General features: G+C 71.9%; 12 protein-coding genes. 10 read left to right on the top strand and 2 right to left on the bottom strand.

Annotated elements, in window-relative coordinates; genetic code table 11:
- Positions 1–20: 20 nt before the first annotated feature.
- Both B9S57_RS21285 and B9S57_RS21290 read left to right on the top strand, forming a co-directional pair.
- Positions 21–1,679: an acyl-CoA dehydrogenase family protein gene (locus B9S57_RS21285; RefSeq protein WP_103517160.1), complete on the top strand. Its 1,659-nt coding sequence runs from the start codon at positions 21–23 to the stop codon at positions 1,677–1,679.
- Between the two features lie 81 nt (positions 1,680–1,760).
- Positions 1,761–2,072 carry a hypothetical protein gene (locus B9S57_RS21290; RefSeq protein ID WP_308457410.1) on the top strand — a complete coding sequence of 104 codons (312 nt, stop codon included), beginning with the start codon at positions 1,761–1,763 and terminating at the stop codon, positions 2,070–2,072.
- Positions 2,073–2,221: 149 nt separating this feature from the next.
- Here the strand turns inward: B9S57_RS21290 and B9S57_RS21295 are convergent, their stop codons facing one another.
- Positions 2,222–2,827, bottom strand: coding sequence for a hypothetical protein (locus B9S57_RS21295; RefSeq protein WP_374935973.1), 606 nt, complete (start codon positions 2,825–2,827; stop codon positions 2,222–2,224).
- Positions 2,828–3,267: 440 nt separating this feature from the next.
- Between B9S57_RS21295 and B9S57_RS21300 the strand changes: the two genes are divergently transcribed.
- The 6 genes from B9S57_RS21300 to B9S57_RS21325 all read left to right on the top strand — a co-directional run bounded on the left by B9S57_RS21300 (position 3,268) and on the right by B9S57_RS21325 (position 11,351).
- On the top strand, positions 3,268–4,287 hold the full coding sequence (locus B9S57_RS21300) for a LacI family DNA-binding transcriptional regulator (protein ID WP_181011429.1): 1,020 nt from the start codon (positions 3,268–3,270) through the stop codon (positions 4,285–4,287).
- Positions 4,288–4,342: 55 nt separating this feature from the next.
- Entirely contained in the window at positions 4,343–5,956 is a 1,614-nt protein-coding gene (locus B9S57_RS21305) for an FAD-dependent oxidoreductase (RefSeq protein ID WP_103517162.1), read from the top strand.
- Positions 5,957–6,143: 187 nt separating this feature from the next.
- Positions 6,144–8,273, top strand: a complete 2,130-nt coding sequence (locus tag B9S57_RS21310; protein ID WP_103517163.1) for a hydantoinase/oxoprolinase family protein — start codon at positions 6,144–6,146, stop codon at positions 8,271–8,273.
- The gene (locus tag B9S57_RS21315; protein ID WP_103517164.1) at positions 8,270–8,902 is read left to right on the top strand and encodes a hypothetical protein; all 633 of its coding nucleotides are present in this window, start codon (positions 8,270–8,272) and stop codon (positions 8,900–8,902) included. Before B9S57_RS21310 ends, B9S57_RS21315 begins: the two co-directional genes overlap by 4 nt.
- Positions 8,903–8,906: 4 nt before the next feature.
- Entirely contained in the window at positions 8,907–10,187 is a 1,281-nt protein-coding gene (locus B9S57_RS21320) for a TRAP transporter large permease subunit (RefSeq protein WP_103517165.1), read from the top strand.
- Positions 10,188–10,262: 75 nt separating this feature from the next.
- Positions 10,263–11,351, top strand: a complete 1,089-nt coding sequence (locus B9S57_RS21325) for a hypothetical protein (RefSeq protein WP_103517166.1) — start codon at positions 10,263–10,265, stop codon at positions 11,349–11,351.
- A 100-nt stretch (positions 11,352–11,451) separates the two neighbouring features.
- On the opposite strand, the gene B9S57_RS21330 is transcribed toward B9S57_RS21325, so the two are convergent.
- Positions 11,452–11,742 carry a cupin domain-containing protein gene (locus B9S57_RS21330; protein ID WP_103517167.1) on the bottom strand — a complete coding sequence of 97 codons (291 nt, stop codon included), beginning with the start codon at positions 11,740–11,742 and terminating at the stop codon, positions 11,452–11,454.
- A 320-nt stretch (positions 11,743–12,062) separates the two neighbouring features.
- Here B9S57_RS21330 and B9S57_RS21335 point away from each other — a divergent pair, with 320 nt between their 5' ends.
- Together B9S57_RS21335 and B9S57_RS21340 are read left to right on the top strand one after the other, a co-directional pair.
- Positions 12,063–12,287: a hypothetical protein gene (locus B9S57_RS21335; protein ID WP_103517168.1), complete on the top strand. Its 225-nt coding sequence runs from the start codon at positions 12,063–12,065 to the stop codon at positions 12,285–12,287.
- A 309-nt stretch (positions 12,288–12,596) separates the two neighbouring features.
- Entirely contained in the window at positions 12,597–12,968 is a 372-nt protein-coding gene (locus B9S57_RS21340) for a hypothetical protein (protein ID WP_103517169.1), read from the top strand.
- The last annotated feature ends 11 nt before the right edge of the window (positions 12,969–12,979 follow it).

Raw genomic sequence — 12,979 nt, forward strand, 5'->3', positions numbered from 1 at the left:
TGCCTCCCGGAGGAACCACCGTGTCCGCGAACCCCGCTCCCCGCAGCCGACCCACCGCCCTGACCCATGAAGTGACCAACCAGCCGCCGCCGTTGACCGGACACGACGTGGCCGAGGACGCCGTGCTGCTGGAGGGCGTGGACCGCGAGGGCGCCTCGTGGCACACCGGCGACCTCCACCTCCTCGGCCGCTTCGCCGGCGGAGAGGAGGCCCAGGAGTGGGCCGACCAGGCCAACCGTCACGAACCCGTGCTGCGCACCCATGACCGCTACGGTCACCGCGTCGACGAGGTCGATTTCCACCCCGCCTACCACCGCCTGATGGAGAAGTCGGTGGGCGCGGGCCTCGCCGGCGCCGCGTGGGCCGACGAGCGCCCGGGCGCCCACGTCGCCCGCGCCGCGGGCTTCATGGTGATGTCGACGCTGGAACCGGGACACCTGTGCCCCGTCTCCATGACGTACGCGGTCGTCCCGGCGCTCCGCCACGCGCCCGACGTGGCCAAGGCGTACGAACCCCTGCTCACGAGCCGTGCCTACGAGGCCGGACTGCGGACCCCCACGGAGAAGAGCGGTCTGCTCGCGGGGATGGGCATGACGGAGAAGCAGGGCGGCACCGACGTACGCGCCAACACCACCTCGGCCACCGAGGCGGCCGACGGCACCTGGCGGCTCCGGGGTCACAAGTGGTTCACCAGCGCGCCGATGAACGACCTCTTCCTCGTGCTCGCCCAGGCCCCCGGCGGGCTCTCCTGCTTCCTCGTGCCGCGCGTACTCCCGGACGGCAGCCGCAACACGTTCCGCATCCAGCGGCTCAAGGACAAGCTGGGCAACCGTGCCAACGCCAGCAGCGAGCCGGAGTTCGACGACACGGTGGCCTGGCTCGTCGGCGCCGAGGGCAGGGGCGTGCGCACCATCATCGACATGGTGACCATGACGCGCCTCGACTGCGTCCTCGGCTCCGCCTCCGGGACCCGCGCCGCACTCGCCCAGGCCGCCCATCACGCGCGCCACCGCTCGGTGTTCGGCGCCAAACTGGTCGAGCAGCCCCTGATGCGCAATGTGCTCGGTGATCTCTCACTGGAGTCCGAGGCCGCCACCACACTGGCCCTTCGCCTGGCCGGGGCCGCCGACCGCGCGCAGCGCGGCGACGCCAGGGAGCGCGCGTTCCTGCGGCTGGCCACCGCCGTCGGCAAGTACTGGGTGTGCAAGCGGCAGCCCGCCGCGGTGGCCGAGGCCCTGGAGTGCCTCGGCGGCAACGGGTACGACGAGGCGTCCGGCATGCCGCGCCTCTACCGGGAGGCCCCGCTCAACGGCATCTGGGAGGGCTCCGGAAACGTCAACGCCCTCGACATGCTGCGGGCCCTCGAGCGTGAGCCCGAGTCCTTCGACGCGTTCCGGGCGGAGATCGAGGCGGCTTCGGGCGCCGACCGCCGACTGGACTCCGCCTGGCAGGAGTTGCGCGGCGAGCTCGTCCTCACCGAGGACGCACCCCTGCGCGCCCGCCGTCTCATCGAGCGTGCGGCACTCGTGCTCCAGGGCTCCCTCCTCGTGCGCCACGCACCGGCCGCCGTCGCCGACGCCTTCTGTGCGTCCCGGCTGGGCGGAGACCGGGGGCTGGTCTTCGGAACCCTGCCGCCGGGCACCGACTTCGCGGGGCTGCTGGAGCGCCTTCCTGCCTGACCTCCGGCCGGGTGGCTCCACGGTGGGCGGGCGCGGGTTGTCGAGGTGCGGTGGTGGCCGGCTCGGGCGCGTGGCGCGTTCGTGCGGCGGTCCGCCACCTCCGCGAAGGCCATCTACACCTTCGACTACATGCAGGACGGCCGGCGTGTCGACGACGACTGGGGGGTGCTGGAACTGATCTGGTACGAGCGCGGCAGCGCCCCCTGTCTGCGGGGCGGCGAACTGGACTTCCTGAACCGGGCCGTGCGCCGTGCCGAACTGGACCACCCCGAACTGACCAGCACGTTCGAGCTGTACTTCCACGCCCCGGAGGAATCCCTCGGCCTGTGCCTGCCGCGCCGGGACTTCGCGGAGGGAGAGGTGCGGGCCGCGTACTGGCCCGGGAAGCGGTGATCGGCGTCAGGGAGGCGGCGGCTCCCATCCGCTCGGCCAAGTCCTCGCGTGCCCGCCGTCAGGACGGCCCTGCCCACCTGACGACGTCTCACGAATCACCGGCGGACCGTCGCCGACGGCGGAGGCGACGGTGCTCCGCATCGAGCAGCTCACCGGCCTCCCCGGTCATCTGTCACACACGGACAGTTGACCGGCTCCCACACCCCCCTCGGCCTGGAGGTATTCGATGCGATCCTCTCAGCTGATGGGGGTGAACGGGCCCGGGATCCCGCCCGTCCAGCGATGCAGACGGATCTCGCCTTCCTGCGCCCGTCCACGGTGAAGAGGGAGTAGTTGGGGAACCCGTCCTTCTTGCCCTTGTAGACCGCCGTGAACCAGTTCCTGGTGTACGGGTCGTACCGCAGGTTCTGCACTCCGTAGGTGGTGTTGCCGGTGCGGACGAAGACGCCGTCGCCGTCCATGCCGGCGGTGAAGTCCGCGGCCACCTCGTCGAGATGGACCGCGGTCATGACCCCGTCCCCCTCGGCGTCCATCCCCACCCGGTCGATCGCGGGGCCGTCGGGGACGGCGACGTAGAAGGATTCCGCCGCCTTGTACTCCAGCGATCCGTAGACCCTGCCGTCCCGTTCGTCGACGTCGATGTCACCGAGGTGGCCGGTGAGGCCCTCGACGGTCCCGAGGACCGTGCCGTCCAGGTCGGTCTTGACGAGCTGCTGGGTGAACGACCAGTGGACGAAACCCCGTCCGCGGTCCACGGTCCACGGTCCACGGTCCACGGTCCACGGTCNNCGGTCCACGGTCCACGGTCCACGGTCCACGGTCCACGGTCACACCTTGCAGGCCCCGCTGCCGCTCGGCCGGTGACCGCCCGGCCGTCCATGCCCGTCCTCTCCGGTATGCCCGCAGGTCAGCCGCCTCCACGGACGCGCCGACCGCTCCGCCGACCGCCGGCTCGATCGGGAGCCTGGTGGGATCGGCGCTCTTCTGTGCCCACGGAGAGCCCGCAGAACGGCCGAAGGAAGTCTTGCGCAATGCCTTGACCACGACGCCGACGAGGTTCACAGTGCTGGCTAATGCGTATTAGTAATGCGCATTAGTGACCCGGAGGAGCATGGTGGAAGAACCCAGGAAGCGACCCCGGCCCGGCCGGACGCCCGCACCCGCAGGCCGCACGTCACGGCCGCGTCAGGCCGAGGTGGCCCGGCTGGCCGGGGTCTCGCAGGCCACGGTCTCGCTGGTTCTCGGGGCACGGAAGCAGGGCGTGACCATCTCGGAGGAGACCCGGCGCAAGGTCCTCGACGCGGTGCGCACCCTCGGTTACGTTCCCGATCCGGCGGCCAGCCGGCTCGCTGCCGCACGCAACAATCTGCTCGGGGTCTTCAGCTTCACCTCCACGTTCCCGACCGACGTGCAGCACTCGTACTACCCGTTCCTGGTCGGCGTCGAGCAGGAGGCCGCGGCCCGCGGCTACGACCTGGTGCTCTTCACCGGGTCCAGCACGGGTGGTGCGGGAGCCACCGGTCCCCACGCGCTCAACCGGGTGCGGCTCGCCGACGGCTGTCTCTTCCTGGGACGTCACGCGCCCGCCGACGAGTTGCTGCGGCTGGTCGCGGACGGCTTCCCCGTGGTCCACCTGGGCCGCAGGGACGAGCTGGAGGGGCTGGCCTGGGTCGGCGCCGACTACATCAGCGCCAGCCAGGAGGTCGTCGCGCACCTCGCCGCCCTCGGACACCGGCGGATCGTGCTGGTACGGGAGGACGACGACGCCCCCGCGTCCACCGACCGTGAACACGGCTTCCTCAAGGGTCTGGAGGAAGCGGGGCTGCCCGGCGGCCCGGGGGCCGTCTTCCGCTCCGCGGACCCGGAGCGCGACCTCACCGCGGAGCGGCTGCGCGACTGGCTGGACGACGGGGTGACCGCCTTCGTCGCGGAGGAGACCGACACCGGCGCTGCCTGGCGTGCCCTGCACGGCGCCGCGCACTTCGTCGGGATCGACGCGCCGCGCGACGCCTCGCTCGCGCTGCTCGGCAGCCCCCCGCCGGACCTGGCGGACGGTCCCCGTCCCACGGGATTCGACGTCCCCCGGCCGCAGTTGGGAGCGGCCGCCGTACGCATGCTCGCCGCGCTGGTGGCCGGGGAGGAGACGACCGAACCCCTCGTGGCCTGTGCCTTCCGACCCGGTTCGACGGCGGGGCCGCCACCCCTGCACCCCTGACCGGGCCGCATCGCCCCACCGCACCGATCCACACCCCAGCACTTCAAGGAGAACCGTGATACCCGAACCCGACATCCTCATCGTGGGCGCCGGTCTCGGCGGCGTGGCCGCCGCCCTCGCCGCCTGCCGGGCGGGACGCACCGTCGTCCTCACCGAGGAGACGGACTGGATCGGCGGCCAGCTCACCTCGCAGGCGGTCCCCCCGGACGAGCACCCGTGGGTCGAGGAGTTCGGGACCACCGCCTCCTACCGCACCCTGCGCGAGTCCATCCGGGACCACTACCGCCGCTGGTACCCCCTGCGTTCCGAGGCGCTCGCCCTCACCGCGCTCAACCCGGGGGCCGGCCGCGTCAGCAAGCTGTGCCACGAGCCCCGCGTGGCCCTCGCCGTCCTGGAGGCGATGCTCGCACCGCACCGCTCCGGCGGCCGGCTGACGCTCCTGACCGAGCACCGCCCGGTCGCCGCCGAGGCGGGCGACGACGACACCGTACGGTCCGTCACCCTGGCCGACCTGCGCGGCGGTGGCCGCCGCACGATCGGCGCCCGTTACGTCATCGACGCCACCGAGACCGGTGAGCTGCTCGAACTCGCCGGGGTCGAGCACGTGACCGGCGCCGAGGCGCGGAGCGAGTACGACGAACCGCACGCCCCCGAGGAGGCCCAGCCCCTCAACCAGCAGGGCATCACGGTGTGCTTCGCGCTCTCCCACCACGAGGGCGAGGACCACACCATCGAGCGGCCGGCCGACTACGACTTCTGGCGCAGTTACCGGCCCGACTTCTGGCCAGGCCCGCTGCTCGGCTTCCTCGCCCCCGATCCCCGCAGCCTGGAAGCGGTCCCACGCACCTTCGTCCCCAATCCGGACCTCGATCCGCTCGACGTCAGCGCGGACCAGTCCGCCGACGCGGGCGACAAGGAACTCTTCGGCTTCCGAAGGATCCTGGCCCGCAAGCTCCACCGCCCCGGCGCCTTCGACTCCGACATCACCCTGGTCAACTGGCCGTTGAACGACTACTGGCTGAAGCCCCTGATCGGCGGCGGTGAAGAGACGTCGGCCGCCGCGCTGGCCGAGGCCCGACAGCTCTCCCTGTCCGTCCTGTACTGGCTCCAGACCGAGGCGCCGCGCGCGGACGGCGGCCAGGGGTTCCCCGGGCTGCGCCTGCGCCCCGATGTGACCGGCACGTCCGACGGCCTCGCCAAGGCGCCGTACGTACGCGAGTCCCGCCGGATCAAGGCCGTCACCACCGTCACGGAGCACGACGTCTCCATCGACATCGTCGGCCCGTACGGCGGCACCCGGCACCCGGACTCGGTCGGCGTCGGCAACTACCGCATCGACCTGCACCCCTCGACCGGCGGCGACAACTACATCGACATCGGCTCGGTGCCGTTCGAGATCCCACTGGGCGCCCTGATCCCGCGCCGGGTGCGCAACCTGCTGCCCGCCGGCAAGAACATCGGCACCACCCACATCACCAACGGCTGCTACCGGCTCCACCCGGTGGAATGGAACATCGGCGAGGTCGCCGGCGCGCTGGCCGCGCACTGCGTCGCCGAGGCCGTCGAGCCCCACCGGGTCCAGGCCGAGGAGAAGCGGTTCGCCGCGTTCGCCCGGCTCCTGGACCGCGAAGGCGTCCAGCGCCACTGGCCCGACGTACGCGGCTACTGACCCACCGACGGCCGGCACACGCCGCCGTCGAGCGCACCACCGCTCCACCGCACGGCCCCCCGGGGCGGCTGCGGAGCGCCGGGCGGGCGCAGCTCCACCTGTACCCGCCCGGCCCAGGGCCCGGCCGCCTTCCGGCAACCGGCCCTGCCGCCCTCGCCCTGCCACTCGCACAAGGAGGTGCCCAGCCATGAACACCCACCGCATCCGCGTCGGCATCGACGTGGGCGGAACCTTCACCGACGCCGTGGCCGTAGACGCCACGACCCTCGATCTGCTGGGGCAGGTGAAGGTTCCCACCAGCCACCATCACGAGGACGGGGTCGCCCACGGCATCGTCGAGGCGCTCGGCCGTCTGCTCGAACAGACCGGCCACACCCCGCAGGACGTGACCTTCCTCGCCCACGGCACCACACAGGCTACCAACGCCCTCCTGGAGGGCGACGTCGCCACCGTCGGACTCATCGGCATCGGCGCAGGTCCGAGCGGTGCGCTCACCCGAAGGCTGGCCGCCTTCCGCAAACTGGAACTCACCCCGGGCAAGCGGCTTCCGCTCGTCTACGGGCATGTGACCGACCCGGACGACGCCCCCGCAGTGGGCGCCGCCCTCGACGCGCTCGTCCAGGAGGGCGCCGAAGCCGTCGTCGCCAGCCAGCCGTTCAGCGTCGACCGCCCCGAGGGCGAGGACGCCGTCGTCGCCGCGGCCGGGGAGCGCGGGCTGCCGACGACCGCCGCGCACGACATCACCTCGCTGTACGGGCTCCACAAGCGGACCCGGACCGCCGTGGTGAACGCCGCGATCCTGCCGCGCATGCTCGCCACCGCCGATCTCGTCGACGCCTCCATCACCAAGGCGGGGGTCGGCGCGCCGCTGATGGTGATGCGCTGCGACGGCGGAGTGATGTCGCTGGACGAGATGCGGCGCAGACCGCTGCTCACCGTGCTCTCGGGCCCCGCGGCCGGGGTGGCCGGCGCGCTCATGCAGGAGCGCGTCAGCGAAGGCCTGTTCCTGGAGACCGGCGGCACATCCACCGACATCAGCGTCGTACGGCGTGGCAAGGTCGCCGTCCGGCACGCCACGATCCTCGGCAGGACGTCGTACCTGTCGGCGCTCGACGTCCGGACCGTCGGCGTCGGCGGCGGCTCGATGGTCCGTGTCTCCGGCGGCAGGGTCACCGGTGTCGGTCCGCGCAGCGCGCACATCGCGGGGCTCCCGTACGCCTGCTTCGCGAGTCCGGAGGAGCTGCTCGACGCGAAGGTCACCACGATCCGGCCGATGGCCGGCGACGCCGCCGACCACGTCGTGCTCGACGCCGCCGGAGGGCGCTTCGCCCTCACCATGACCTGCGCGGCCAACGCCCTGGGCCGGGTGCCGGACAAGGACTTCGCGCGGTGCGACCCCGCCGCGGCCGAGGCCGCGATCGCGCCGTTGGCCGCCCTGCTCGGCACCGATGTCGCCACGGCGGCGGCGAGCATCCTGGACGCGGGCACCGACCAGGTCCGGTCCGTGGTGGAGACGATGATGCGCGACTACCGCCTGGACAAGGACACCGCGGTGCTCGTCGGCGGAGGCGGAGGGGCGGCCGCCGTCACTCCTCACCTCGCGGCCGTCACCGGCCAGGAGGGCCGGATCGCCCGGCACAACGAGGTGATCAGCCCCATCGGCGTCGCCCTCGCCCTCATCCGCGAGCAGGTCGAGCGCATCATCCCGGGCGCCGGCCAGGAGCAGATCCTCGCCGTACGGGCCGAGGCCGAGGCCGCCGTCGTCGCCCAGGGCGCCGCCGCCGACGGTGTGGAGGTGGAGGTCACCGTCGATCCGCAGACCAGCACCGTGCGGGCCGTCGCGACCGGCGCCACAGAGCTCCGCACACAGGACCGCGCCCACCGGGCCGACGAGGCGGACCGGCTGCGCGCCGCCGCCGACAGCCTCAAGGCCGACCCGGCGTCCGTGCGGGTGCTCGCGGGAACCTCCGCCCACACCGTGTACGGGATCGACGTGCACCGCCGGTTCCGCCCGGACCGACACCCGGTGCGGGTCGTCGACGCCGACGGCGTCGTGCGACTGCACGCGCCGGACGCCCGGGTCGAGACCACCACCGTCGCCCGGGCACCCGAGGTCCTCGCCGGCCTGGTCAAGGAAGCCACCTCGTACGGCGACGGCGGTGTCCGCGCCCCGGCGCTGCGGCTCCTGCTCGGCTCCCGGATCGCCGACCTGTCGGGTGTGCTGGACCCGCAGCCGCTCCTCGCGCTCGCCCGCAGCGAACTGCGCGCCCGCGCAGCCGACGAACCGGTCGTCGCCGTCGTGGAGACACGCTCATGACGGCCGCCCTGCTCGACCGGGCCGCCCTCGCGGCGATCGGAGCTCTCGCAGCACAGGACGACGTCGAATTCGGCGTACGGCTGCTCGCGAACACCCCCACGCACGAGGGTCGTGACCCGGAGCTGCTGCGTCACTGGGCCCGCACGGCCGACGCGTTCGGCGCGACGCTCACGCCCGCCGCCTCCACGGCCCGGATCGTCGAGAGCGACGGCGGCCTGGCCGAGGGACTCCTCGCGTGCTACACCTCCCGGCCCGTCCCGACCGTCGAACTGTTCACCGACACCCTGGACCTCGCCGAAGAACTCACCGGCCTGCTCGGCTGGCGCCACTGGTATCCGGCCGGGTCGCTACGGGCAGCGGCCATCGCGCACGAGGCGGTGCACGAGCGACTGCACCACGGGCCGGCGAAGAGGCAGCTGAAGCTCGCTCTGGACCACGTCGTGCTGCGCGCAGGACGCCACCGCCTGTACGGCCATGTCGCCGGCGCCGACGAGATCGCCGCACACGCCCACGCCCGAGCCGCCTGCGGCCTGGGACGCAGCCCACTCCTCCTGACGGCCGCCCTGGCCACCGCGGCCGAGCCGCAGCCCGCATCCCCGCACGGATCTCCGCACGGAAGAGAGAAGTAACGCCATGGGCGTCGTCATCCTTCTTGTCATGGCGGCCGGTGTCGCCGCGATGCTCACCCGCAGGCTGCCCACCGCCTTCGCGCTCGTCATCCTGGCGGTCGTCATCGCCTTCGTCGCGGGTGCACCGCTGACCGGCGAGAACAGCGTGCTGGACACGGTCGTCCAGGGCGGCGCGCCGATGCTCGCCGCCACCATGATCGCGATCCTGCTCGGCTCCTGGCTGGGCAAGCTCCTCGACGAGACCGGCATCGCGGGCACCCTCGTCCGCAAGATCGTCGAATTCGGCGGGGACCGGCCCGTCGTGGTCGCGCTCGGCGTCCTCGCCGTCTCCACCCTCGTCGGCACGGTCACCGGCTCGGCTCCCGCCGCGATGCTCGCCGGGATCATCGGCATCCCCGCCATGATCGCCGTCGGTATCCCCAAAGTCACCGCGGCCGGCACGATCCTGATGGGCATCGCCGCCGGCATGCCCTTCGAACTGCCCATCTGGCAGTTCTTCTCCACCGCGCTCGAACTGCCGGTCGACACCGTGCGCGGCTTCATGATGAAGCTGTTCCCCTTCGCGCTGGCCGCCGCCGTCCTCTACGTCCTCATCGAGACGCGGCGACGCGGCGTGGAGCACGCGTGGTCGCTCACTTCGGCTTCAGCGAAGCCCACTTCGCGGCGCAGGCAGCTCGGGGACGCACCCTGGTACGCCCTGCTCACCCCGCTCGTCCCCCTGGTCCTGGCGCTCGGCTTCGAGATCGCGATCCTGCCCTCGATGCTGGCCGGTGTCCTGTACGCGCTCGTCACCACGACCCGGCCGCGCGAGATGAACAAGCGGTTGCTGCGCACGCTGTACGGCGCCTTCGAGGTGGCGGCGGCGCCGATCGTGCTCTTCGTCGCCATCGGCATCCTGCTCGCCGCGGTGAAACTGCCCGGCGCCGTGGAGTCGCTGGAACCGCTGGTCAAGGCCGTCAGCCCCCAGAACCCGGTGCTGTTCGTCCTGGTGTTCACCCTGCTCGTCCCCCTCTGCCTGTACCGGGGGCCCCTGAACGTCTACGGTCTCGGTGCCGGAATCGCGGGGGTCCTCATCGCCGCCGGTATCTACCCGGCCGCGGCGGTGCTCGGCCTGGCCACCTCGTACAACCAGGTCTTCGGGGTGTCGGACCCCACCAGCACGCAGACCGTCTGGAGCGCCCAGTACGCCGGCGTCACACCGCAGCAGGTGATGCTGCGGACCCTGCCGTACGTCTGGGCCGTCGCCCTGGGCGGCTTCTGCGTCACCGCCGCGAGCTACCTCTGATCTCCCGCACGGGGGTCATGGCACCCCCTCACCCCAGTCACCTGTGATCTCTCACTCCTCGGGACGGAGCACGACATGACACAGCACGACCACGACACACCGCACCACGGGCCCGGGGCCGCCCCCGGTCCGCTGCGACCGACCCGGAGGATCTTCCTGCGGGGCGCGGTCGCCGGGGCGGCGACCACCGCCGCGATGCTCACCACCGGCACGGCGGCGGCAAACGCCGCCGCAGCCCCGGGTGCCGCAGCGACCCCGACGGCGGCAGCCCCCGGCGGATTCCCCGACTACCGCTACGTCAAGACCCTGCTGACGCCCTCCCAGCTGAAGTACAACCCGACCGGGGAGATCATCTTCCCGTGCATCCGGGGCGTCTACGACAAGCTGGCGAATCCGCTGGGCCGCTACTACCTCTACTACGGACCGCATGATGCCCCCGGGGGCATCTGTCTGGCCTACGGCGACTCGCTGGAGGGCCCGTTCACCGAGTACACGGCGAACCCGATCGTCTCGAACAACTGGCAGCCGCACTACAAGGTCAGCCATGTCGCCTCCCCGCACGTCCTGTGGAACGAGGACGTCGAGGAGCTCTGGCTCTACTTCCACGGCGAGAACGGCACGACCCGCCTCGCCCGTTCCAAGGACGGCATCACCTTCACGTACGACAAGGTGGTGCTCACCACCGCGATGATGCCGACGGGCTCCACCGAGACCTCGTACGCCCGCGTCTTCCGGCACGACCTGCCCTCGCGGGGTGCGCGCTACGTGATGCTCTTCATGCTCAACAACCGGTCCAACCACCGCGACATCGCGTGGGGCTGGTCGAAGGACGGCCGCGACTGGAACTTCGACCAGCAGCCGCTCGTGCGCCACTCCGACGTCGGCGCGGCCAACATCGGCGGCCCGCACCTGCTGAGCCGGAACGGGAGCACGTACGTCGTCTACAACACGAACAAGGAGAGCGGCGGCAATCTCCTGATCACCGAGGTCGGCAACGACTTCACCCGCCGCGACCACCTCGGCGTCCTCTACGACTCGGGTACGGCCTCGCCGGAGAACGGCCGGAGCGCCTCACCGAGCTTCGGGACGGACCGGGGGGTGCCGTACATGGTCTACGAGGCGGGCGAGCGGCTCCAGGGTTCGATCGCCGTCGCACGCGGCTGAGGCACCTCGGTGGGCAGGGATTCCCGGGGGACCCTGCCCGCCGGCCCGGCCCGTGGCTGTGGAAGTCGAGGCGCGCTCCTGGGCCGGCTCGGTGGGACCGCTACGGGAGCTTGAGCTCGATCTCGACGAAGGAGAGCGGGGCGGTCCCCGCGTTGAGGACCTCGTGCTCGCCGCCGGCCGGGCGGGCGTAGGACTCCCCGGCACGAAGCTGTGAGGGGGTGACCGTGCCGTCCGGAGTGATCACGTCGGTCCGGCCGTCGGTGACAGGGACGACCACATAGGCGTACGCGTGGACGTGGCGGCCGGTGCTCTCCCCGGGCTCGAAGTCCCAGCGCGTGACGCACACCCGCTGGTCCTCGAACTGCTTGGTCGCCCGTGCCGTGGTCGTCATGGAACTCCTCCTCGCGTCGGTCGCCGCACCGTGAGCGGCAACATCCCAGGTGGCAGGGTAGTTGCGCTGCGTCCCCGGTTCCGCCGGGGCGGGTGCCGCCGCGAGGCTCGTGGAGTCGGCGTAAGGCGGCCCTGGCGCCCCGGGCCGGACGGCATGAGCGTCCCCCCAGGTAGTCGGGGCGAGGGGCGGTGGAGTTCCACCGTTTCGCGGTCGGATGAGACACACGTCGCAGACGCCTGATCCGTGCGCACCCGGGTATATCGCTGCCGTTGCGGACCGTCTTCCGGACGGCCGCTGATCACCAGTGGAAGGTGCGAGCGATGACCGACGACTTCCCCTCACCCACCCTCGAACCCGTGGCCACGTTCTGCGGGAACTGCAACTGCGGCTGCCCCCAGCTCTTCGTCGACCCCGACGCCGAGGAGGACCGGCGCATCGTCATCACCGACGACTTCGACCAGCGTGTCCAGATGAGCGCCGACCAGTTCGCGAACCTCGTCTCGGACGCCAAGGCCGGCAAACTCGACGCGGTCGCCACCGCCTGAGCGCCGGGACGACCGGCGGGCGGGCAGGAACCGAGCGGATCGGTCAGGGGGCGCTCATGCGGATGGCTTCCGAGGCCGCGCGATCCTGACCGTGTCCGCCGCCGGAGGCCGTCGTCGAGTCCGCCCCCCCGCCGCCGCGGAGAGGAACGCCCTTGACCTGCAGCAAGCAGGCGGAGCCGTCCGTGCACCGGCGAGGGGGTGTGGGTGATGTCGAGGAGATGTGTGCGTCCTACGGCAGGTGATCATCTTATAGGTGATGACTGTTAGCCTGCCTGCCGTCATGACCGATACGCATACGGGGGAGACGCGGTGGGCTTTGACGGCTACCGGACCAAGGCGGGTATGACCGGCCAGGCCCAGCAACTCGACGACGCCGGTACGGATATGGACGGCGTCAGCTCCGCCGTCAAGTCCCGCACCAGTTACTCGTACGCCGACGCGGGCGGCGATGACGCCGCGTCGGCGCTCAACGCGTTCGTCAAGGCCTGGGAGGCGGAGGCCAAGACGCTGGCGTCGGCGTTGCACGAGCTCGGTGGCAAGGTGCAGTCGGCCAAGAACTCCTACGGTGGCAGCGACGGTCTGGTGAGGGCGAGCGTGCACAGCGTCTCCGTCGACGGCGTGAGCGGTCTCCCCGGCACGCCGGCGCAGGGCGGGCGCAGCTCGGTCCTGTCGAGCTACTGAGGAACGCGCCC

It is taken from the genome of Streptomyces sp. SM10, from assembly GCF_002910915.1.
Taxonomy (GTDB): Bacteria; Actinomycetota; Actinomycetes; order Streptomycetales; family Streptomycetaceae; genus Streptomyces.

Excerpts from the sequence above, each read along its gene's own strand:
- B9S57_RS21310 (WP_103517163.1), top strand. The coding sequence starts at position 6,144 with ATGAACACCCACCGCATCCGCGTCGGCATCGACGTGGGCGGAACCTTC.
- B9S57_RS21315 (WP_103517164.1), top strand. The coding sequence starts at position 8,270 with ATGACGGCCGCCCTGCTCGACCGGGCCGCCCTCGCGGCGATCGGAGCT.
- B9S57_RS21320 (WP_103517165.1), top strand. The coding sequence starts at position 8,907 with ATGGGCGTCGTCATCCTTCTTGTCATGGCGGCCGGTGTCGCCGCGATG.
- B9S57_RS21325 (WP_103517166.1), top strand. The coding sequence starts at position 10,263 with ATGACACAGCACGACCACGACACACCGCACCACGGGCCCGGGGCCGCC.
- B9S57_RS21330 (WP_103517167.1), bottom strand. The coding sequence starts at position 11,742 with ATGACGACCACGGCACGGGCGACCAAGCAGTTCGAGGACCAGCGGGTG.
- B9S57_RS21335 (WP_103517168.1), top strand. The coding sequence starts at position 12,063 with ATGACCGACGACTTCCCCTCACCCACCCTCGAACCCGTGGCCACGTTC.